This window comes from Rhodospirillales bacterium RIFCSPLOWO2_02_FULL_58_16 (assembly GCA_001830425.1).
Lineage (GTDB): Bacteria > Pseudomonadota > Alphaproteobacteria > Rhodospirillales > 2-02-FULL-58-16 > 2-02-FULL-58-16.
This window is the reverse complement of the sequence record MIAA01000014.1, coordinates 61,833-81,677: the sequence shown is the minus strand read 5'-3', so window position 1 is coordinate 81,677 and position 19,845 is coordinate 61,833. Positions and strand designations below refer to the sequence as shown.

Genomic DNA, 19,845 nt, shown 5'->3' with positions numbered 1-19,845 from the left:
CATGGCCGAATTCACTCACTTTGACGCCGAAGGCAACGCCGTAATGGTGGACGTCTCCGGCAAGGACGCCACCACGCGCACCGCCGCCGCCAAGGGTTCGGTAATCATGAAGCCTGAAACCATGGACCTGATCATAAAAGGCGGGGTGAAAAAGGGCGACGTGTTGAGCGTCGCCCAACTGGCCGGGATCATGGGGGCCAAGCGCACACCCGATCTTATTCCGCTGTGCCATCCTCTTGAACTGACCTCGGTCAAGGTGAACCTGACCTGCGACAAAGAGCGCAGCGCCGTCGATATCAGCGCCGTATGCAGCCTTGACGGCCGCACCGGCGTCGAGATGGAGGCGTTGACGGCGGTGGCGGTGGCGGCGCTCACCGTCTACGACATGTGCAAGGCGGTGGATCGAGGCATGCGCATCGAGAACATCCGTCTGGTCCATAAGTCCGGCGGCAAATCCGGCGTCTTCGAGGGGGAATAGAAAACCTCCCCCTGCCCCCTCCTTGAAGCAAGGAGGGGAAAAGAAGAAAAATTCCTCCCCCTTGCTTCAAGGGGGAGGTCTTCCTGTTATTCCTCCCCCTTAACAAGGGGGAGGTCAGGAGGGGGTATGGAATAATACCTCCCTGTTGGTGATAACCTGTGGATAACATTGGGAAAAACGCCCATATTTTTTTCACTGCGGCTTATCCGAAAATGCTACAAAAATAAAATGAGAGAGAGAATCGCCTTAAAACGGATAATGATGGCGGCGGTGATTGTATCGGCGGCAAGCCTTGCCGCCTGCGATAAAGCCGGCGACTTCGCCTACTGGAAAGAGAAAAGCCCCATCGTGCCGGTGCCTTCGCCGGTTTACAGCGACGGCGACACCTACGTTTTCGATGAAGACGGACATAGTCTTACCGAAGCGGTGGTCAGCGCCTCCCCCGAAAAGGTGTCATGGACCGACGGCGAGGGCGCCGCCTGGACATCAACTTCCAATCCTTTCCTTAAGCCGAATGATTATTCCGCCCATTCCGGGGCGCTGAAAATCGAACGGCAGTTCTCCAAGGCCGCCGCCGAGTTCTTTCCCCTGATGGTGGGCAAGCGCATCAGATTTTCCGTTTCGGAAAGGACTGCGGGAATCGACGATATCGCCAAGAACGACATCGAATGCGAGGTAGTCTCGGAGGTCGATGTATATGTGCGGGCGGGAACGTTTGATACTTTTGAAACCCATTGCGCCACTAAAGGCAGCTTTGAAACCTTCTATTACTCGCCGAAAGTCCATCATACCGTCCTTCGCATCAGCGGCGGCCTTTTTAACAAGAAAATCAAGGAGCTGGTTTCTTTCAAGGGTGACGCCGCCTCCTTCCCTGAACCCGCTCCCGAAGAAAAAACACAAGAGACGCCGGACGAGCCTGTCGCCGTCAACAAGGCCGAACGGCAAACGGCGGCGGCGGAAAAGAAGACTCCGCTGAAGGAAGCCAAGCAGGCCGTTCCGGCGGAAAAAATCAAGGCGTCGCCGGCCGCGATGAGAAACATGCCCCCTCCCAAGGCGGCGCCCACGGTCGCCGTAGATAAAAAAGAATTGCTGCGGCGCGTTAGTTTGCAGGCGGAAAAATTCAAGACCGAAACCGGAACATGGGGAAAAGAAGGCTCCGGGCAGGCCATGTACGGCGTCCAGTTGGGGGCTTTCAGCTCCCGCAACGGCGCCAAGTCGGCGTGGGGAGAATTTGTCAACCGATCACCCGATCAACTGGGCGGCTTCAATCCGCTCTACCAGGAGTACTTCCCCAAGGGCGGACAAACCAAGTTCATCAGAGTCATTGTCGGTGAATTCGACCGCTTCAAGTCTGCCCAACTGATGTGCGGCAGCCTGAAACGCCACGGTTTCGACTGCTGGTCCGTGGAACTGAAATAATCTCTCCTTGCGAAAGCCTTGCATTCGGGCCTTTATTCCGATAGGTTACATGTAACCTTTTTGAGGAGGCGGGCGGATGGCGGCAACGTCAGACCGGAAACAAAGTTCGCGTAAGAAGGTGTGTAACTATCGCGAACGCATGCGCGCTCGCGGATTGAGGCCTGTTCAGATTTGGGTTCCTGACACCCGCACGGCGAATTTCGCCAAGGAAGCCCATCGTCAGTCTCTCGCCGTGGCGAAAAGCGCATGTGAGCGCAAGGATCAAGCCTTCATTGACGCCGTCACGGACCACGACAAGGCATGAACCGTGGAGAGATATGGACGGTTTCAGGTTCCGGCTATGCCGGCAAGCCCCGTCCCGCCGTCATTGTTCAGGACAATCGGTTTGACGTCACCGCTTCCGTCACGATCTGCGTATTCACCACAGATGATACGGATGCTCCCTTGTTTCGCATATCGGTTACGCCGAGCGAAAGCAATGGCCTGCGCTCCGCGTCGCGGTTGATGGTCGATAAGCTCACGACGGTTTCCAGGGAACGGCTGGGTGAGCGGATCGGATGCCTCGACGACGCGGACGTGGTGCGGATGGACCGTGCGATCATGGTCTTTCTCGGGTTGGCGTAGGAAAACATTGGGGGCTTTCAACGCCCGTGCGGCAACCTCCCTCTGCCCCCTCCTTGGTAAGGAGGGGGAAAAAATTCCTCCCCCTTGCTTCAAGGGGGAGGTCAGGAGGGGGTAGTATTCGCAAGCACGAAGCGCTTGAAGGCCTCCGCCGGCGCCGACAGCCGCTTGCTCTTGCGGTGAACCAGGAACCAGTGACGCATGATCGGAAAGCGGCTTACGTCAAGAACCACCAGACTGCCCAGCGTCAACTCCATCCGTATCGCGTCGCGGGACATCAGGCCCAGCCCCAGACCGGCCTGAACGCATTGCTTGATGGCCTCGACGCTGCTTACCTCCATGCCGTTGGCGATGGTTATCCCGTGCTGGTCAAAAAACTCCTCCATCGCCTTGCGGGTTCCCGAACCGCTCTCACGCGCCAGGAACACTTCTTCCTCCAGCCGTTTCAGGGGAATGTCGGCCTCGCCGGCTAACCGATGGTCAGGCGGGGCGATAATCACCAGGGGGTTTTCCATAAAGCTTTCCGCCTCCAGCTCCAGATCGGCGGGCGCCCGCCCCATGATCGCCATATCCACGTCGTTATCCTTGAGTCTGTCGAGCAGGGATTGACGGTTGTGAACGTCCAGGCTGATGCCGATGCCGGGAAACAGCTTGCCGAAAGCGCCGAGCAGCCGGGGCGCGAAATAGTTGGCGGTGGCGACGATAGCGATGCGCAGCCGACCGCCGGCCAGTCCCTTGAGGCTGTTCAGCGTTGACGCCATCTCGTCCAGTTGACCGGCGACGGCGCGGCTGTAATGGAGGACTTCCTCTCCCGCCTCGGTGAGAAAAATTTTCTTGCCGACCTGTTCAAACAGGGGTATCCCGGCTTGGTCTTCAAGCTGTTTTACCTGCATGGAGACCGCCGGCTGGGTCAAGTTAAGCTCCTCGGCGGCGCGGGTGAAACTGTTGTTTTTGGCGACGGCGGCGAATATCTTGAGTTGGCGCAGGGTGATATTCATTGGCGGCAACACCATAAGCATTAGTTATGCAAACAATCAATAATCGTTAATTATCTTATATATGTAACGCCTCTATGCTTCCAGTCTTATTTTTTCGTCAGTCGGGGAGTTTATCGGGATGGACCAATCGGAACGCTACGCGGACCTGAGCCTTAAGGAGGCGGAGCTGATTGCGGGCGGCAAGCATGTTCTTTGCGCCTACATCATGAAGCCCAAGGCCGGACACGGCTATCTTGCGGCGGCGGCTCATTTTTCGGCGGAGTCCTCCACAGGCACCAACGTCGAGGTCTGCACCACCGACGACTTCACCAGAGGCGTCGATGCCCTGGTCTATGAGATCAACGAGGCCGAGGAGATCATGAAGATCGCCTACCCCGTCGCTTTGTTCGATCTCAACATCATCGACGGCCGGGCGATGATGGCGTCGTTTCTGACGCTGACCATCGGCAACAACCAGGGCATGAGCGACATCGAATACGCCAAGATGCATGATTTTTACTTTCCGCCTGATTATTTGGCCCTGTTCGACGGCCCGGCGATGAACATCGAGGACATGTGGCGGGTGCTGGGCCGTCCCCTCAAGGACGGCGGCATGATCGCCGGCACCATCATCAAGCCCAAGCTCGGCCTTCGGCCCCGGCCTTTTGCCGACGCCTGTCACCAGTTCTGGCTGGGCGGCGACTTCATCAAGAACGACGAACCCCAGGGCAATCAGGTGTTTGCGCCCCTCAAGGAGACCATCGCCCTGGTCGCCGACGCCATGGAGCGGGCGCAACAGGAAACCGGCGCCGCCAAGCTGTTTTCCGCCAATATCACCGCCGACGACCCGGCGGAGATGATCGCCCGGGGCGAGTACATTCTCAAGACCTTCGGCGACAACGCCTCGCATGTGGCCTTTCTGGTTGACGGCTATGTCGCCGGATCGACGGCGGTGACCACCTGCCGGCGCAACTTCCCCGGACAGTTCCTGCATTATCACCGGGCCGGCCACGGCGCCGTCACCTCGCCTCAGTCCAGGCGCGGCTACACCGCCTTTGTCCACTGCAAGATGTCGCGCCTGCTGGGGGCGTCCGGCATCCACACCGGCACCATGGGCTTCGGCAAGATGGAAGGCGATCCGTCCGACAAAAAGATCGCCTACATGCTGGAGCGGGACGCTGCTGACGGTCCCTTCTATCGTCAGGAATGGGGAGGCATGAAGGCGACGACGCCGATCATTTCCGGCGGCATGAACGCGCTGCGCCTTCCCGGTTTTTTCACTAATCTTGGTCATTCCAACGTTATCCAGACCTCCGGCGGCGGCGCTTTCGGCCATATCGACGGAGCGGTCGCCGGCGCCCTTTCGCTGCGCCAAAGCCATGAGGCGTGGAAGGCGGGCGTGAACCTGATTGATTACGCCGGGGATCACAAGGAACTGGCCCGCGCCTTCACAAGTTTTCCCGCCGACGCCGACAAGTTCTATCCCGGCTGGCGCAAGGCGTTCAACATCGGTTAAAGTGATTCAGGGAGGGAGCCGATTTGTCGATCAAGCATCCCGTCATCGCCGTTACCGGCTCGTCGGGCGCCGGCACCAGCACGGTCAAGGTGGCCTTCGAGCATATGTTCCGCCGCGAGGGCCTGACTCCGGTGGTGATCGAGGGCGACAGCTTCCACCGCTATGACCGGGTCGCCATGAAACAGGCGGTGGCGGAGGCGGCGGGCAAGGGTAACCCCAATTTCAGCCACTTCGGCCCCGAGGCCAACCTGTTCAAGGAACTTGAAACCCTGTTCAAAACCTACGGCGAGACCGGGAAAGGCAAGCGCCGCCTGTACCTGCACAACGCCGAGGAGGCCGAGCCTTACGCCGCCCTCGGTCTCGGTTCCGGTCAGTTCACCCCGTGGGAGGAGTTCGCGGCGGGCACCGACCTGCTGTTCTACGAGGGTCTGCACGGCTGCATAACGGTGAAGAACGAAAATATCGACATATCCCGCTATGTGGACCTGAAGATCGGCGTGGTGCCGGTAATCAATCTGGAATGGATACAGAAAATCCACCGCGACACCAGCCAGCGCGGCTACTCGGAAGAAGCGGTGATGGAAACGATACTGAGGCGCATGCACGACTACGTTCACTACATCATGCCCCAGTTCAAGCACAGCGACATCAACTTCCAGCGGGTGCCTGTGGTCGATACTTCCGACCCGATCATCGCCCGCGACATCCCCACCGCCGACGAGAGTCTGGTGGTGATCCGCTTCAGCGATCCCGAGAAGTTCGAGGTGGACTTCCCCTACCTGCTGCGCATGCTGCATAATTCCTGGATGTCGCGCCGCAACTCCATCGTCGTTCCCGCCGGCAAGATGGGCCTGGCCATGGAGTTGATCCTGACCCCCATTCTCCGCCTTTTGCTGAAAGAGAGCAAAAGGCTCAAGGCTTAAATTCCATCCCGGAGGAACCTATGCACGTCAAGATCGCCCCTTCCATTCTGTCATCGGATTTTTCCCGGCTGGGCGAGGAAGTGCGCGCCGTCGATGCTGCCGGGTGCGACTATATCCACATCGACGTCATGGACGGCCATTTCGTTCCCAACCTGACCTTCGGCCCGCCGGTGATCAAGTGCATAAGGCATTGCACCGACAAGGTTTTCGATGTCCATTTGATGATCAACCCGGCCCAGCCGTTCATTCAGAGCTATGCCGACGCCGGCGCCGACATCATCACCGTCCACGCCGAGGCCGACGTGCATTTAGACCGCAGCCTCCAGTTGATCAAATCGATCGGCAAGAAGGCGGGAGTATCCCTCAACCCCTCGACGCCGGAATCAGTGATCGAGTACGTCATCGACAGGCTGGACCTGATCCTGGTGATGTCGGTCAACCCCGGCTTCGGCGGCCAGAGTTTCATCGAGTCCCAATTAGCGAAAATCCAACGTATCCGCTCGATGATCGGGCGGCGCAACATTGATTTGATGGTTGACGGCGGCATCAACGCCAAGAACATCAAGTCGGTGGTTGACGCCGGCGCCGACGCGGTGGTCGCCGGCAGCGCCGTCTTTCGCGGCGACGACTACAAGGCGACCATCGGCGAACTGCGCAACGCGCTGAAGTAGCCGGGCGGAGAAAGCATGTGAGCGCGAACTCGAAGATCGAATGGACGGAACAGACGTGGAACCCGACGACCGGCTGCACGAAGATTTCTCCCGGTTGTAAACACTGCTACGCTGAAACAATGGCGCGCCGTCTTCATGTCATGGGGGCCGCCGGTTATGAAAACGGTTTTAATCTCGCGCTGCACCCTAAGCGCATAGCTCAGCCATTGGCGCGCCGCAAGCCGACAGTCTATTTCGTTAATTCGATGAGCGACCTGTTCCACTGCGATATCCCGGATGCGTTTCTGGATGAAGTGTTCGCGGTGATCGGCCAGACCCCCCAGCACACCTACCAGATTCTGACCAAGCGAGCGGAGCGGCTACCTGAGTATTTTGCTGATCGCCGTTGTCCGCCGAACGTCTGGTTGGGCGTATCGGTGGAAGACCGCGCCTATGGGCTACCGCGCATCAATCATTTGCGCCGGGTCGATGCAAAGGTCAGATTTCTTTCAATCGAGCCGCAGTTGGAAGACCTCGGCTATTTCGATCTTGCCGGCATGCATTGGGTGATCGTCGGCGGAGAATCCGGCCACAAGGCCCGACCGATGGAGGAAGCTTGGGTCGAAAACGTCAAGCGCCAAGCCGACAAGGCCGGCGTCGCCTTCTTTTTCAAGCAGTGGGGCGGCTGGGGAGTCGATGGCGTCAAGCGACACAAAAAGGCGAATGGCCGGGTATTCAAGGGACGGACGTGGAACGCCTATCCGGAGACTCACTCCGCTTGTTGACCGGTTAGAACAACGATCCCTGGCCGTTGTCTGTGGCGACATTCCAGAACTTGTGCGCCAGATCGTTTTCTGCCGCGAGCAGTAGCCAATACAGGCGCTGTTCGTTGCTTCCCGTAATCAGTTTCATACGGGTTGATGGACGTTTGCCGAGGTCGGCGACCAAGTCCCTCCAATATTCAATCAACTGGCGACGGATTTCTTTTGGCGGGCGGGCAAGGTCAACCTTCTTGCGCCATCCCGGTGCAAAGATGTCAAAGGCTGACCCGTCCGGCCCAAGATTAATTTTCCAGTTTCGCTGAAGGTCCATGGCGTTCACATGGATCAGCATGTCGATGCGTTTCAAGAGCGCGAGCGATTGGATGATCTTGAAATCCAGAGCACCCAGGCTGAATGGATCAATGAAGGCGAAATGTAGGCCATAAGGATTGATGGTTCCCGCCACTTCGGCTGCGGCATCGACGGCTGATCCCTTGAGTTCCCGTACAGGTGCCTTGAGCCGCTTAAGACGCTCGACCGTGGCCGCACGCCGTTCATCGTCGATGTCGGCGACGTAGATATCCGAAAACGGCGCACTACCTTTCTGGCTGACCTTCCAGGCGGCGACGGCGCTACCGTCGATCCACTCGCCGGTCTCTTTTACCATGGCCCTGCCGGGGCCACAGAACAAGTCGATGAACGTCGCCGACTTTGAATGGCCTTTGAGGAACATGGTGCGGGTATAACGAGAGATGTTCAGGTAGCGGCACAGGTAATCGTGCTTTTGTTTGGCCCATTCTCCGACTTCCGCAGCCGGAAGCCCGTCCTTGTCATCAACCAACGTCCCCATCGCGGTCGCACTCCATTGCATCAATTGATGACAAAATGCCGAACAACCTGACAATAGCATAGCAGGTAAAATCCTGCTTCTCATACACGGAACTTAGAGCGCGTCAGGATTGATCAGGATCACCTGCGGTGCATATCGGCGTCATTGCGACCGCGAGCATCAGCGACGCGGGAAGCAATCCAGTGGTGGTGGATGCTCTCTGGATTGCTTCGTCTTGCTTCGTCGCTTCGCTTCTTGCAATCCTCGCAAAGACGGTTAGGCGTGGCCCACAGCGGCGATTCCAATCAATCCTGATGCGATCTAGTCGGAAGTTTCAGGGACGCATTCTACATACGAGCGAATAACGGGGGCTTCCACCGTTTGATTATCACGCAATTCAAAAGCGGGATATTTCCCTACAAACGCCTCGGCGGCGGCAACGCACTCGGATCGGGTTTTGAACAAGACCGGCTCGTGCCCGATATCTCCCGCCGATGAAGCAAGGACGATTACCAGCAGCCATTTCATCCGCGCCTCCACTACATCGGCATCATCAAGAAGGTAGAAAAGATCGTAGGTCGTTTACGGTTGCCGAACAAGTCGATAATGTCTTTCGCGGCATAAGCTTTTTTGACCTTTTATGATGTTTTGATACTATGGAGACGCGGCGCAGGAGAAGCTTGGGACCGGCAACGTAAAGGGATCGCCTTGACACAGTTACACCCGAAACAACAGCAGATCGCCATGCAGAAGATCTCGATGGTTTATTCGCAGATCGATGATCGGGTGCTGTTGATCGTTTTCACCGCGCAGGGAAAACATCGTTTCTGGATGACCCGTCGTTTTGTCCGGATTATATGGAAGCCGCTGGTCGTAAACCTCGAAAATTTCCCCGACATAAGAAAACACCTGGACGGCCAGATCAGGAAAGCCGTTCTCTCCATGCGCCATCAGGATGCTCTGGAAAAGAGCGCGTTCTCGACCGAATCATTCAAGGAGGAATTGCTGAAAACGGCGGCTCCCCCTGCCGATGCCCCCGGCCCCGCCCGGCAAACCCCTTCGCCGCCGCGTGAAAACAGCCCCGCCGCCGAAGTCGCGCACGACGATGCGACGATCAATCTTATTATCGGAGTATCCGGCGGCATGCATAAGGACGGCAGGCTGGGGCTGGTGTTTAATTTGCAGAACGGAAAATCGTTTCATCTTTTTCTCGATGAAAAGCTGTTTCACGCCTTTTGCCATCTGCTGGTGGAGGTAACGTCAAAAGCCGGCTGGAACCTTGATCTTCGGGTCGTCGATAAAGACGGCATGGCCGTTGAAAGCGGCGCCGTTGCCCATTAGCGAGCGCCGTTGCCCGAGTAGTTTCTTGATTGGTTGAGGGACTTGTCGGGCTTGTTCACATAATTGCCGGATGTGGTCAAAGACATTTTGATCTTGTACTTCAGGTTCTCGGAAGTGTGGCGGGTGTCCAGAAATTTGTCGTCGCCGACCAATTCGGCGAACCTCATCTGGGCGGTGAACGCCTTGTCCTCGTTGGTCGATCCTGTTTCGTAGTATTCCCAGGCATGGCCATAGGCCTCATGGACCAGCGCCGAGGCGATATCGAATTCATTGAAAAATTCCGGAAAAAAAATCAGCGACGACGACAGCATTACCGTGAAGAACTTGTTCTTGCCGTCGGACAGGGCGTTGAATCTCGCCAGGGTCAGGCCGTCACTGGTGCAAAAATTCTGAAAAGTTATGTATCCGCCGGAATTTTTGAAGACCGCCGATATGTCTTCAAATATTTTCGGGGTATGGGTTTCGATGACCTTCAAGGCCTTTATGGTCTCCTTCAGGTAGGCGTCGTTGATGTTGGCCGCCTCCTTGCGGGGGGCGCTTGCCGGGTACGGGCTGCCCAGAATGGGAATGCCCTTGTACGAAGTAACGGGAACGGAGGTTTCCGGGACCAGCAAATCCTTGCCGTCATTGATGCACAGGACGGAGCCGTCCGTTCCTTTGCGCTGATTCAATCCCTCCAGATAGTATGATCTGGCGGTTTCCCTGTTCAGCCTTACGGCCTCTTCGCCGCCCCGGTCGGATAAGAGCTTGTGTATGGAACTGACGATTGAGCTTCTTTCCGGCGCCGAGCCGGCCCGTGCGCCGGAGGCAACGTGGATAAACGCCGAAGCAACCGCCACGACGGCGACAAAACGCCTCATTGATATCGCGGCCTGGGCCTGCATCTTTCTCATGTTTCCCGTGCGGGTTCGGCTTGACCCGTCAAGTTTGTTCTATTTCGGCCCGGCGCTCAACAGGAATTGAATTGACTGTGTATAAAAAACCCCGGAAGAACCTGTCTTCCGGGGTTTTCAGCCGTTCGGCAAGTCATGCTCAGGCGAGGATGGCCAGCAGCAGAATGGCGACGATGTTGATGATCTTGATCATCGGGTTGATGGCGGGACCGGCGGTGTCCTTGTAAGGGTCGCCGACGGTGTCGCCGGTAACTGCCGCCTTGTGGGCGGCGGAGCCTTTGCCGCCGTAGTTGCCGTCTTCGATGTATTTCTTGGCGTTATCCCAGGCGCCGCCGCCGGACGTCATCGAGATGGCGACGAACAGGCCGGTGACGATGGTTCCGAGAAGCATCGCGCCCAAGGCCGAAAAAGCCGCCGCCTGACCGGCGATGAGGTTGACCACGAAGTACATCGCCACGGGGGCCAGAACCGGCAGCAGGGAGGGAACGATCATCTCCCTGATCGCCGTCCTGGTCAGCATATCGACGCAAGTCCCGTATTCGGGCTTTCCTGTGCCTTCCATGATGCCCGGTATTTCCTTGAACTGGCGACGGATTTCAACCACCAGTTCCCCGCCGGCGCGGCCCACGGCCATCATACCCATGGAGCCGAACAGGAAGGGCAACATGCCGCCGATGAAAAGACCGACGACGACGAACGGGTCTTGAAGTTTGAAGGTCACTTCCAGATTCGGGAAATAGTGCTTCAGGTCCTCGGTATAGGCGGCGAACAGGACCAGGGCGGCAAGGCCGGCGGAACCGATGGCGTAGCCCTTGGTGACCGCTTTGGTGGTGTTGCCGACTGCGTCCAGGGCGTCGGTTACTTTGCGCACCTCTTCCGGCAGGTTCGCCATCTCGGCGATGCCGCCGGCGTTGTCGGTCACCGGCCCGAAGGCGTCAAGCGCAACGACTATGCCGGCCAGGGCCAGCATGGTGGTGGCGGCGATGGAAATGCCGTAAAGGCCGGCGGTAAGATGGGAAATTATAATGCCGCCGCTGATCACCAGCACCGGCAGCGCCGTCGATTCCATGGAGATAGCCAATCCCTGGATGATGTTGGTGGCGTCGCCGGTCCTTGAGGCGGCGGCCAGGCTCTGCACCGGGCGGTGATGGGTGCCGGTGTAGTATTCGGTGATCCAGACGATCAGGCCGGTCACGACCAGCCCGGTAAAGGCGCAGATCAGCAGGTCGATGCCGGTGAAGGATATTCCATCGGCTTTGAATGTCGTGTGGTAGCCGAGGAATGAGGCGACCACGCCGGTAATCAGGATGGCCGAGATCACGGCGCTGGCGATAAAGCCCTTGTACAGCGCCCCCATGATGTTGTTGGAAGGCCCGAGCTTGACGAAAAAGGTGGCGATCACCGAGCCGATGATGCACACGCCGCCGATAAGCAGCGGCAGCATCATCAGAGTCTTTTGGGCGTCGCCGGTAAAGAAAATGGCGCCGAGCAGCATGGTGGCGACAATCGTCACCGCGTAGGTCTCGAACAAGTCGGCGGCCATGCCGGCGCAGTCGCCGACGTTGTCGCCGACGTTGTCGGCGATGACGCCGGGATTGCGGGGGTCGTCTTCAGGAATTCCGGCTTCGATCTTGCCGACCAGATCGGTGCCGACGTCGGCGCCCTTGGTGAAGATGCCGCCGCCGAGACGGGCAAAGATTGAAATCAGGGAGCCGCCGAAGCCGAGAGCCAGCAAGGCTTCAAGAATGTGGCGCAGGCCTTCCGGCGTGTCGCTGTCAAAGATATTGAGCAGGATCGCGTAGTATCCGGCCACCCCGAACAGGGCCAGGCCGACGACCAGCATGCCGGTGATGGCGCCCGATTTGAAGGCGATCTCCAGCCCTCCGGCGAGGCCGACGATGCGGGACGCTTCGGCGGTGCGGACATTGGCGCGGACGGAGACGTTCATGCCGATATATCCGGTGGCTCCCGAAAGAACGGCGCCGATGAAGAAGCCGCCGGCCGCCGTTACTCCGAGGGTGAGGCCGAGAAGAATGCCGACGCCGACGCCGACCATGGCGATGGTGCTGTACTGACGGTTAAGGTAGGCGCGCGCGCCTTCCTGGATGGCGGCGGAAATCTGCTGCATACGATCATTGCCGGCCGGCGCCGATAATACGGAATTAGTCGCATAAGCGCCGTAGAGAAGCGCCAACAAGCTACAGCCAATAACTAAAAACAAAATCGACATGTCTATAAACCTTTTACTTTTGGGGTATTTCGCCGAGAATCGGCGACCGGGAAAGACGGCAAAATATCCTCATATTGCCGCTAAAAGCAGCGGGGAAAATGCCAGAACCGTTATGATAAAGCAATATATGTTAAACGCATCAGGATTAATCGGACAAAGCTTTCATATATTTTTCCGCAAGTCCGTTTTGCATCTTGCCGTCGCAAGCCATGAGGCAGCGAAGCGCCAGATCGCAGGAGCCGTAGATATCATGGAGAATTAGCGCCATTTTTTTGAGCCGTAACGGACTTAGCGCGTCCAGCTTGGTGAAATCACGGATAAAAACAGCGTCCGCCCAGAATATTTGGCCCAATCCCTTATGGATATCGTTATCTACGAGCATCGGTTGAACCGCCCGACTTGCCAACGGCGCGAAGCGGTGGAATAGAAATCCTTGTCCGCGAAGGAATATCTCAACCTCCGAGAAAAGCGGCTGGTTTTCGTACATGGGAAGGAATTCGACCTCGGCATGGATAACCAGACAATTCGCCAATTGCCCGACGCCGTTCCTGAAAACCTCCAGTTCTCCGCCTTGAATATCAATTTTCAGGTAATCAATGCTCTTTATTTCTTTGATGTCGTCAAGGCGCACGGTTTTAATTTCACGACGTTCATTTACGGTCCCCCAATCGGGAAATCCGTGGAAATACCGGAGAATATCCCGGTCAGGCTCCAGCAACGACGACATTCCGGGCGATTGGCAAACACGGAACTGATGTACGTTTCCGTCAAATACGGCATAAGGCAGATAGGTTTCGTTCCGGCCCTTCTTTTCGTTCAGTATCTTCATGGCGTCAGGATTCGGCTCAAAGCCGACGACCAGCGCATGTCCCGAATCAAGAAGCCGCTTGTAAGGAGCCTCGCCGTCTATGGGATTGGCCCCGATGTCAACGACATCCAGACAGCTTTTGAATCCGATGGTTTTTACGAGCGAAAAACGTTTACGGTTCATGGAGCATATCAGCGGCCGGGGGTGGCGGTTGCCGATTGAATGAGGACGTTGGTGATTACTCCTTTCCCCGCCACCTTGTCGCTGACTCTCAGCAGGCGCTGCCTGATGGCCTCGAAATCGAGCTGCTCATTTTTTTTGAGGTGGACCGGGATAAAAGAATAAAGTTCACGCAAAAAAGCGTCGCTGATGCGGGGAATCTGCCTGCGGATGACGGCGTCATTGGCGGCGCCCACGGTTTCAAGCTTGATTTGCACCTGGAAAGTGACCGCTACCTTGTCTCCCTGAAAAACGGGAATGGTCAGCGGGTCGATATCGATAAAAACCGGCGGCTCGGGAGGCGCCTGCTCGACCACTTCCTCCTGGACTGCGAACGGGCCGATTTTAAGCCATTTCAGTACGCTTACCGTACCGCCGGCGATCATCATCAGGATGGCAAAGGCAATGACGAGGCTTTTCATCGGATTCCCATGTGTCCGCTACCCGCTCATTATCACGGTTGAATGGGCCGATGATCAAGCATCGTCTGCAAAGATTCCGAATCTATGACGGATATTCTAGAAAAAGGACTTAATGATCAGCGACATCACGCCCGCCATGAGGATGCCCAGCATCCACTTGATGAGTTTGAACTCGCCGTCGTGTTCCACAAGCTTTACTTCGATGCGGCTGACATCCCGTTTGGTGGCCAGAGAATTAGTCGCCGACTCGGACAGGGCCTCGATTAGCGCCTCAGCCTCGGCTTTAGCGTGAGCTTCGGGAATGCCCGCCGCCTTCAGCCGCTCCACGAACTTCAGGGTATCAAAGGTGATTGCCGTCATGAAGGAGAGGGTAACGCCGGTTGACTCCCGGCGTCAAGAGGCGGGGTCGCCCCAATGTTTTGAATTGTTGTTTTCCGTAGAGCTTCTGAAAATAGAATCAGCAAGGCGGCTTCCCGCACCCACAAGTTTTGCCAAAACCAACAGCTGTTCACGGCATGATAAGTTGAGTGATTGTCGAGGGTAGTTCAGGACATGATCAATTTCGCCCCAAATTTCTTCAAACAATGTACGCACCTGAATTTCACAGCATATGAGCGAATCTTCTCTCGGTTTCACGAGGTAATGAACGCTCGTGTAGAAACTTTCCTTAATCTCAACCTTTATATTTTGGTTCTCAAAAAATTGTATCGACTCTGGATCCCAAGTGTACGCCTTTGGATGTTCAGGTAGATACCAGTCATGCAGTTTATTTACCTTAACGAGAAATTCTTCATGGATTGTTCGAAATTGATCTTGATATAAGTGAAGAACCCGTACACCAGCTAAATCCGTAATCTCATCGAAAATATTATCCTTGGTAATTTCGATATTCTCCTTAGATTTGCGGATAATTTTTTCCTTTAAGTGTTCATTGTTTTTGAGACGCGCCTTAACCGAATGAACAAAGGGAAAATCTGGATGTCGTAGTTTTGGATGAGTTAAAAACCACTGGCTGATGCCATCCATGAAAATCTGGAATTCGTGCCTCTTCTCAATAAAAGCAGCAACGGCACTAATCGCTTTCGAATCTTCCTGTTTCATTGGGCATACGCCCTATTCTAAAGTTTTGAGGCGCGTTAAAAGAGCCGTCGCAAACACGGCGTATTTACTTTTTGTATCCTCATAAATACCTCTGTTTCCTTTTATCGTGGAGACATCGGTATTATCCAAACTATCACATGATGGGACTTTCCACATTGGCAAATGATAGCGTTGTGCCATACTGGGGAGGGTATTGTGAGTGTGCATAATTGCGGTTTCGCCTACAGGGGACGATAACGCTTTTTCTTCCAACCTATCCCTAACACCTGATGGTATAAATTGATTGATCGCATCAGGAATCTTTTTTGCGTAATTGTAATGCGCTGTTGCGAGATTCCACGGCTTTTCTTTACCAGAATATTTTTTAGCATTATAAATAGTAAAACCAAGAAGTCTCACATAATTGGCCGGAAAGGATTTACGTTTCTCAGAGGAAAGTAAATGGTAAATTGTATCAAATTGTTTTTTCCAGACACTTAATGCATTCCCAATGTTCTGAACCCCATATAGAGAAAACATGTCGGGCATACATGGAATGAGAAAGCCGTCTGCTGTAGAAATAATTACCTTGTTCAAAGTGCCTAGGCTTGGCGATGTATCCATAATAATATATTCATACCCATGCTGTTTGGCATAAGACTCGGCAAGTTCTCGTGGTTTGGTAACAGTACGGATCGCGAGGGGGTCTCCCTGATATACGTCGCTCCAACGACCAGCAATCTTATCTTCATATAAATGCATGGTGAGACGACCTGGGATAAGGTCCAAATTAGTTGCTAATTTATATGGTGGTGGCAACTTTCCTATTTCTGCAGCACCATCCTCAGCTGGCTTTAAAAGGAAGTGAACCGATCTAGGTTCAGAAATTATCTTATCAAAATCAACGGGCGTACATTTTTCTCTTGCCCCTTGGAAATCATCAATAAATGAATCCTCAACAGACCATATTTCATGAAGTTCTTCTTCATCCATACCGAGAATAGTTAGGTTACATTGGGGATCTAAATCGACGACAAGCGTTTTGTGCTTCATTTCAGCTAAAGCATGTGCCAAGTGAAAAGTCAGCGTTGTTTTACCAACACCGCCCTTATTGTTAAATATTGATATGGTTTTCATTGTTCACCTAATGGAGTAGCCAGACCTACCGAGACATGCAATACACATTTCCAAGATATAAGAACTGATACTACTATGTTTGCTGCATTGTAGCTACATCATCCAGCCGCACACGGAAATTAATAAGAATATTTTTCTCATCATTTCCTACACTACCTGAGGTTCCGCTCAAGGCTTATCTCGTTGTCCCAGGTTCGGCCCGGCATACCCGAACGATGGTGAGAGCCTTGGTAATTCTGGGCCATTTTTGCTCTGTTTGGGGTGCGGAATACCGTGATTGAGGATGAGTTGGGAAGAGTTTTGACTATGGCGTCCATCTGCGCCAACGGCTTTGCTAAGTTCATCCTCGTCACCTGGGACAACGGGATAAGCCTTTTCCGCTCCCTCCCCTGTCAAATATAGCAGTAACTTTTTGGTTATCTGTGGCGCACCGCGCCCATCGCCAAGTTCCGCCTTTCACGCAAAATGCAGGTAGCCGTCGGCGGTCAGTTTGATTTCATCGCCGTTTTTATCAATGATTGTGACTCCGTGCGTTTCCCCGGTCATTCCGGCAATGCTTCCAACGGCGGTCAGGGGCAGGTTCAGGTCCCGCGACAAACGAGCAAGCGCATCGGCGGCTTCGGGGGGAGCGGTAAAGAGGAGTTCGTAATCGTCTCCCCCGCCGAGGACGCTTGAAATCAATTCCGGGGCGTGTTCAACCGCCGCCCGGCCCGCCGGCGATAAAGGGACTTTATGCGCCGCTAAAGTAGCGGCAACGCCCGACGCCGCGCATACATGTCTGAGGTCAGCCGCCAACCCGTCCGAAACGTCGATGGCGGCATGAGCGAGTCCGGCAAGCCGCCGTCCCAATTCCACTCGCGGCTGCGGTCTGTAGTAGCGATCCGCCAGGTCTTCGCCAAAGCCGTCGGCCAACCACGGAAGTTCGCCGTTAATTACTTTCAGGCCGAGGGCGGCGTCGCCGATTGCTCCCGAAACATAAATAATGTCGCCGGGACGAGCGCCCGAACGCCGCAATTCTCTCCCCTCCTCCACCCTGCCCACCATGCTTACGGCGAAGGTAAGCGGCCCGGTCGTCGCCACCGTGTCGCCGCCGATCAAGGTTATCCGGTAAATCTCCTGTTCCGCCGCCAGGGAGGACGAAAACAACTCCAGCCAATCGTCGTCAACGTCTTCGGACAGGGCCAACGAAAGCGTATAGACCTCCGGCGTTGCGCCCATGGCCGCCATATCGGAGAGATTCACCCCCAGCATCTTGGCGGCGATCAAATCCGCCGCCGTCGCTTCCGGGAAATGGATACCGGCGACTATGGCGTCGGTGGTGATGACCAGACGACCCGGTCCGGCGGGGATCAGCGCGGCGTCGTCGGTAAGCCCGAAAGCTCCCGGCTCGCCCTCGGCCAGGGGGGCGAAGAAACGGGAGATAATCCCGAATTCAGAGCTTTTCCTGCTTCTCCCCACTTTTAGCTTCCTTTTCTCCGGGACGCAACCGGCGGGCCAGATTGCCGAGCACGCCGTTGACCAGATTTATTTCATTACCGGAAAAAAAGGCGTGAGTGATGTCAACATACTCGCTGATGATGACGGCGGCCGAGACATCATGACATGGGTTCATCAGCTCGTGGACGGCGGCCCTCATGATTACCTTCAGCAGAGGTTCTATCCGCTCAATGCATAAATCCCCGGAAAGAGCGGGCTTGATCGCCTCGTCCAGTTCCGGCCCGCGTTCCGCCACGCTGTGAACAAGCTCGGAAAGCAGCGCCGGACTTGGTTTGGCCAAGGCGTTTTCGGCGCCTCCCTCCCTCTCCGCTTCTTTCCAGCGGTTTTTGAGGAACTCCTCAAGCACCGAATCGACCGCCGCGCCGCTTACCTCCATCTCATAGAGGGCTTGCACGGCGGACAGGCGGGCGGTGCGACGGCGCGGTCCCGCCTTGCGTTTTTTGGTTGCTGTCCCGGTTTCGGCGTTCATCGAATCACCAGATGAAAATCTTTTTTGAGGTCCATCATCCTGAGACATGTCATAGCGGCCCTGGCGCCGATGTTTTTGCGGTCAACGGCGGCGCGTTCCCGGGCCTGTTCGTAGTTTTCGCAGGTAAGCACGCCGAACCCCAGCGCGATGCTGTAGGAGACGGTCAGGTTCATCAACGCCTGAACGGCGCTGCTGCTGATGTATTCGTAGTGATCGGTCTCGCCGCGAATGACACAGCCGAGGACGATGACGCCGGAATATTTCACCGCTCCCATCTCCATCGAACGGATGGCGAAATGGACCGCCGCCGGAGTCTCGAAAACGCCGGGAACGGCGTGGCGCTCATAGGCTATTCCGGCTTCATCCAGAACGGCTGCGGCGCCCTTCGCCAATTCATCGGCGATGTCCTCGTAAAATCTTGCCTCAATGATGAGGACTCGCGGCTTTTCAGACATTCAGCGGGCCTTTTATGGGACGTTGCTCGGTCACGGTCAGGCCGTATCCTTCAAGGCCGATGATGGTGTGCTTGGTATTGGATAGCAAGATCATTTCGCTGATGCCGAGATCAAGCAGAATCTGGGCGCCGACGCCGTAATCACGCAATTGTTCCGGTCGTTTTCCCCCGTCATCAAGTTTCGAGCGCACGCGGTCGGAAAGACCGGAGCGGTACGGTTCGCGGATAAGAACCGCTATGCCGCGCCCTAAATCGCCGATCATCCGCATCGCCTGATGAAGCTCTTCCTCCCTGCCCGCGCTTTTGTCGCCGAGAACGTCTTCAAGCACGTTAAGGGAATGCATCCGCACCGGAACCGGCCCCCCGCACGATGAGATGTCGCCTTTCACCAGGGCGACATGCTCGGCATAGGCGATGCGGTTAATGTAGACGAACATCTGGAACTCGCCGCCGTAAAGGCTGTCGAAAGTCGTTTCCATGACGCGCTCGACAATCCGGTCATGGCGCAGGCGGTAGGCGATAAGATCGGAGATGGTGGCGATCCTGATGCCGTGGGTTTTGGCGAACTCGATCAGCTCCGGCGTCCGCGACATGGCGCCGTCGTCGTTCATGATCTCGCAAATCACGCCCGATGGGTTCAGCCCGGCCAGACGGGCAATATCCACCGCCGCTTCGGTATGGCCGGCGCGAACCAGAACGCCGCCTTCCCGCGCCGCCAGCGGAAAGACGTGACCGGGGCTGACGATATCGCCTTTGTCGATTGTCGGGTCAATGGCGACGGCGATGGTCCGCGCCCTGTCCGATGCCGATATGCCTGTGCTTACTCCCTCACGCGCCTCAATCGAGACGGTGAAGGCGGTGTCGTGGCGCGAGGCGTTTTTCCGCGCCATCAGCGGCAGTTCCAGTTCTTCCACCCGCCTTGACGTAAGCGCCAGACAGATCAGGCCGCGCCCGTATTTGGCCATGAAGTTGACGGCGTCAGGCGTCGCCATCTGAGCGGGGACCACCAGATCGCCTTCGTTTTCCCGGTCCTCGTCGTCAATGAGGATGAACATGCGTCCGTTGCGGGCGTCGTTGATGATTTCCTCGATCGAGGACAGATTCTTGCTGTGAGGCACCGG

At 56.0% G+C, this 19,845-nt stretch carries 23 protein-coding genes; 9 read left to right on the top strand and 14 right to left on the bottom strand.

The genetic code is table 11. From position 1 onward, the window contains the following. Nucleotide 1 precedes the first annotated feature (1 nt). The 4 genes from A3H92_07760 to A3H92_07745 all read left to right on the top strand — a co-directional run bounded on the left by A3H92_07760 (nucleotide 2) and on the right by A3H92_07745 (nucleotide 2,521). Nucleotides 2-478, top strand: a complete 477-nt coding sequence (locus A3H92_07760) for a molybdenum cofactor biosynthesis protein C (protein ID OHC75994.1) — start codon at nucleotides 2-4, stop codon at nucleotides 476-478. Between the two features lie 258 nt (nucleotides 479-736). Continuing rightward, nucleotides 737-1,897, top strand: coding sequence for a hypothetical protein (locus tag A3H92_07755; GenBank protein OHC75930.1), 1,161 nt, complete (start codon nucleotides 737-739; stop codon nucleotides 1,895-1,897). 76 nt (nucleotides 1,898-1,973) lie between these two features. Next, a complete protein-coding gene (locus A3H92_07750; GenBank protein OHC75929.1) occupies nucleotides 1,974-2,201 on the top strand; it encodes a homoserine O-succinyltransferase in 228 nt (75 codons plus the stop codon). Further along, entirely contained in the window at nucleotides 2,198-2,521 is a 324-nt protein-coding gene (locus A3H92_07745) for a growth inhibitor PemK (GenBank protein ID OHC75928.1), read from the top strand. Before A3H92_07750 ends, A3H92_07745 begins: the two co-directional genes overlap by 4 nt. 101 nt (nucleotides 2,522-2,622) lie before the next feature. Here the strand turns inward: A3H92_07745 and A3H92_07740 are convergent, their stop codons facing one another. Continuing rightward, complete coding sequence (locus A3H92_07740) at nucleotides 2,623-3,516, bottom strand: transcriptional regulator (GenBank protein OHC75927.1); 894 nt, start codon at nucleotides 3,514-3,516, stop codon at nucleotides 2,623-2,625. A gap of 118 nt (nucleotides 3,517-3,634) precedes the next feature. Here A3H92_07740 and A3H92_07735 point away from each other — a divergent pair, with 118 nt between their 5' ends. The 4 genes from A3H92_07735 to A3H92_07720 are packed head-to-tail and all read left to right on the top strand — an operon-like array spanning nucleotide 3,635 to nucleotide 7,369. After that, a complete protein-coding gene (locus A3H92_07735) occupies nucleotides 3,635-5,011 on the top strand; it encodes a ribulose 1,5-bisphosphate carboxylase (GenBank protein OHC75926.1) in 1,377 nt (458 codons plus the stop codon). A 23-nt stretch (nucleotides 5,012-5,034) separates the two neighbouring features. Continuing rightward, nucleotides 5,035-5,934: a phosphoribulokinase gene (locus A3H92_07730; GenBank protein OHC75925.1), complete on the top strand. Its 900-nt coding sequence runs from the start codon at nucleotides 5,035-5,037 to the stop codon at nucleotides 5,932-5,934. A gap of 20 nt (nucleotides 5,935-5,954) precedes the next feature. Further along, nucleotides 5,955-6,605, top strand: a complete 651-nt coding sequence (locus tag A3H92_07725; protein OHC75924.1) for a ribulose-phosphate 3-epimerase — start codon at nucleotides 5,955-5,957, stop codon at nucleotides 6,603-6,605. A gap of 17 nt (nucleotides 6,606-6,622) precedes the next feature. Then, nucleotides 6,623-7,369, top strand: a complete 747-nt coding sequence (locus A3H92_07720; GenBank protein OHC75923.1) for a hypothetical protein — start codon at nucleotides 6,623-6,625, stop codon at nucleotides 7,367-7,369. 4 nt (nucleotides 7,370-7,373) lie between these two features. On the opposite strand, the gene A3H92_07715 is transcribed toward A3H92_07720, so the two are convergent. Together A3H92_07715 and A3H92_07710 are read right to left on the bottom strand one after the other, a co-directional pair. Then, nucleotides 7,374-8,195: a hypothetical protein gene (locus A3H92_07715; protein OHC75922.1), complete on the bottom strand. Its 822-nt coding sequence runs from the start codon at nucleotides 8,193-8,195 to the stop codon at nucleotides 7,374-7,376. A 300-nt stretch (nucleotides 8,196-8,495) separates the two neighbouring features. After that, nucleotides 8,496-8,702 carry a hypothetical protein gene (locus A3H92_07710; GenBank protein OHC75921.1) on the bottom strand — a complete coding sequence of 69 codons (207 nt, stop codon included), beginning with the start codon at nucleotides 8,700-8,702 and terminating at the stop codon, nucleotides 8,496-8,498. A gap of 216 nt (nucleotides 8,703-8,918) precedes the next feature. Between A3H92_07710 and A3H92_07705 the strand changes: the two genes are divergently transcribed. Next, nucleotides 8,919-9,515, top strand: a complete 597-nt coding sequence (locus A3H92_07705) for a hypothetical protein (GenBank protein OHC75920.1) — start codon at nucleotides 8,919-8,921, stop codon at nucleotides 9,513-9,515. Here A3H92_07705 and A3H92_07700 read toward each other — a convergent pair. The 11 genes from A3H92_07700 to A3H92_07650 form a co-directional block, all read right to left on the bottom strand. Beyond that, entirely contained in the window at nucleotides 9,512-10,408 is an 897-nt protein-coding gene (locus tag A3H92_07700; GenBank protein OHC75919.1) for a hypothetical protein, read from the bottom strand. The genes A3H92_07705 and A3H92_07700 overlap by 4 nt on opposite strands. 139 nt (nucleotides 10,409-10,547) lie before the next feature. Continuing rightward, entirely contained in the window at nucleotides 10,548-12,638 is a 2,091-nt protein-coding gene (gene hppA, locus A3H92_07695) for a sodium-translocating pyrophosphatase (protein ID OHC75918.1), read from the bottom strand. Nucleotides 12,639-12,783: 145 nt separating this feature from the next. Then, nucleotides 12,784-13,629: a methyltransferase FkbM gene (locus tag A3H92_07690; GenBank protein OHC75917.1), complete on the bottom strand. Its 846-nt coding sequence runs from the start codon at nucleotides 13,627-13,629 to the stop codon at nucleotides 12,784-12,786. Nucleotides 13,630-13,637: 8 nt separating this feature from the next. Next, a complete protein-coding gene (locus A3H92_07685) occupies nucleotides 13,638-14,087 on the bottom strand; it encodes a hypothetical protein (protein ID OHC75916.1) in 450 nt (149 codons plus the stop codon). Nucleotides 14,088-14,183: 96 nt separating this feature from the next. Continuing rightward, nucleotides 14,184-14,447, bottom strand: a complete 264-nt coding sequence (locus tag A3H92_07680) for a DUF1640 domain-containing protein (protein ID OHC75915.1) — start codon at nucleotides 14,445-14,447, stop codon at nucleotides 14,184-14,186. Nucleotides 14,448-14,480: 33 nt separating this feature from the next. Next, nucleotides 14,481-15,188, bottom strand: a complete 708-nt coding sequence (locus A3H92_07675; GenBank protein ID OHC75914.1) for a (p)ppGpp synthetase — start codon at nucleotides 15,186-15,188, stop codon at nucleotides 14,481-14,483. A gap of 12 nt (nucleotides 15,189-15,200) precedes the next feature. Beyond that, entirely contained in the window at nucleotides 15,201-16,304 is a 1,104-nt protein-coding gene (locus tag A3H92_07670) for a cobyrinic acid a,c-diamide synthase (protein OHC75913.1), read from the bottom strand. 456 nt (nucleotides 16,305-16,760) lie between these two features. Further along, the gene (locus A3H92_07665; GenBank protein ID OHC75912.1) at nucleotides 16,761-17,762 is read right to left on the bottom strand and encodes a thiamine-phosphate kinase; all 1,002 of its coding nucleotides are present in this window, start codon (nucleotides 17,760-17,762) and stop codon (nucleotides 16,761-16,763) included. Next, nucleotides 17,737-18,270, bottom strand: coding sequence for a transcription antitermination factor NusB (locus tag A3H92_07660; protein OHC75911.1), 534 nt, complete (start codon nucleotides 18,268-18,270; stop codon nucleotides 17,737-17,739). The genes A3H92_07665 and A3H92_07660 overlap by 26 nt, the downstream gene beginning before the upstream one ends. Next, a complete protein-coding gene (locus tag A3H92_07655; protein ID OHC75910.1) occupies nucleotides 18,267-18,725 on the bottom strand; it encodes a 6,7-dimethyl-8-ribityllumazine synthase in 459 nt (152 codons plus the stop codon). The genes A3H92_07660 and A3H92_07655 overlap by 4 nt, the downstream gene beginning before the upstream one ends. Next, nucleotides 18,718-19,842, bottom strand: a complete 1,125-nt coding sequence (locus A3H92_07650; protein OHC75909.1) for a 3,4-dihydroxy-2-butanone-4-phosphate synthase — start codon at nucleotides 19,840-19,842, stop codon at nucleotides 18,718-18,720. Before A3H92_07650 ends, A3H92_07655 begins: the two co-directional genes overlap by 8 nt. Nucleotides 19,843-19,845 lie beyond the last annotated feature (3 nt).

Bases quoted from the DNA above. Each gene is read 5' to 3' on its own strand.
- A3H92_07670 (OHC75913.1), bottom strand. From the start codon at position 16,304: ATGAAAACCATATCAATATTTAACAATAAGGGCGGTGTTGGTAAAACA.
- A3H92_07685 (OHC75916.1), bottom strand. From the start codon at position 14,087: ATGAAAAGCCTCGTCATTGCCTTTGCCATCCTGATGATGATCGCCGGC.
- A3H92_07710 (OHC75921.1), bottom strand. From the start codon at position 8,702: ATGAAATGGCTGCTGGTAATCGTCCTTGCTTCATCGGCGGGAGATATC.
- A3H92_07705 (OHC75920.1), top strand. From the start codon at position 8,919: ATGCAGAAGATCTCGATGGTTTATTCGCAGATCGATGATCGGGTGCTG.
- A3H92_07725 (OHC75924.1), top strand. From the start codon at position 5,955: ATGCACGTCAAGATCGCCCCTTCCATTCTGTCATCGGATTTTTCCCGG.
- A3H92_07755 (OHC75930.1), top strand. From the start codon at position 737: ATGATGGCGGCGGTGATTGTATCGGCGGCAAGCCTTGCCGCCTGCGAT.
- A3H92_07750 (OHC75929.1), top strand. From the start codon at position 1,974: ATGGCGGCAACGTCAGACCGGAAACAAAGTTCGCGTAAGAAGGTGTGT.
- A3H92_07700 (OHC75919.1), bottom strand. From the start codon at position 10,408: ATGAGAAAGATGCAGGCCCAGGCCGCGATATCAATGAGGCGTTTTGTC.
- A3H92_07735 (OHC75926.1), top strand. From the start codon at position 3,635: ATGGACCAATCGGAACGCTACGCGGACCTGAGCCTTAAGGAGGCGGAG.
- A3H92_07760 (OHC75994.1), top strand. From the start codon at position 2: ATGGCCGAATTCACTCACTTTGACGCCGAAGGCAACGCCGTAATGGTG.
- A3H92_07715 (OHC75922.1), bottom strand. From the start codon at position 8,195: ATGGGGACGTTGGTTGATGACAAGGACGGGCTTCCGGCTGCGGAAGTC.
- A3H92_07660 (OHC75911.1), bottom strand. From the start codon at position 18,270: ATGAACGCCGAAACCGGGACAGCAACCAAAAAACGCAAGGCGGGACCG.
- A3H92_07680 (OHC75915.1), bottom strand. From the start codon at position 14,447: ATGACGGCAATCACCTTTGATACCCTGAAGTTCGTGGAGCGGCTGAAG.
- A3H92_07675 (OHC75914.1), bottom strand. From the start codon at position 15,188: ATGAAACAGGAAGATTCGAAAGCGATTAGTGCCGTTGCTGCTTTTATT.
- A3H92_07740 (OHC75927.1), bottom strand. From the start codon at position 3,516: ATGAATATCACCCTGCGCCAACTCAAGATATTCGCCGCCGTCGCCAAA.
- A3H92_07690 (OHC75917.1), bottom strand. From the start codon at position 13,629: ATGAACCGTAAACGTTTTTCGCTCGTAAAAACCATCGGATTCAAAAGC.
- A3H92_07745 (OHC75928.1), top strand. From the start codon at position 2,198: ATGAACCGTGGAGAGATATGGACGGTTTCAGGTTCCGGCTATGCCGGC.
- hppA (OHC75918.1), bottom strand. From the start codon at position 12,638: ATGTCGATTTTGTTTTTAGTTATTGGCTGTAGCTTGTTGGCGCTTCTC.
- A3H92_07655 (OHC75910.1), bottom strand. From the start codon at position 18,725: ATGTCTGAAAAGCCGCGAGTCCTCATCATTGAGGCAAGATTTTACGAG.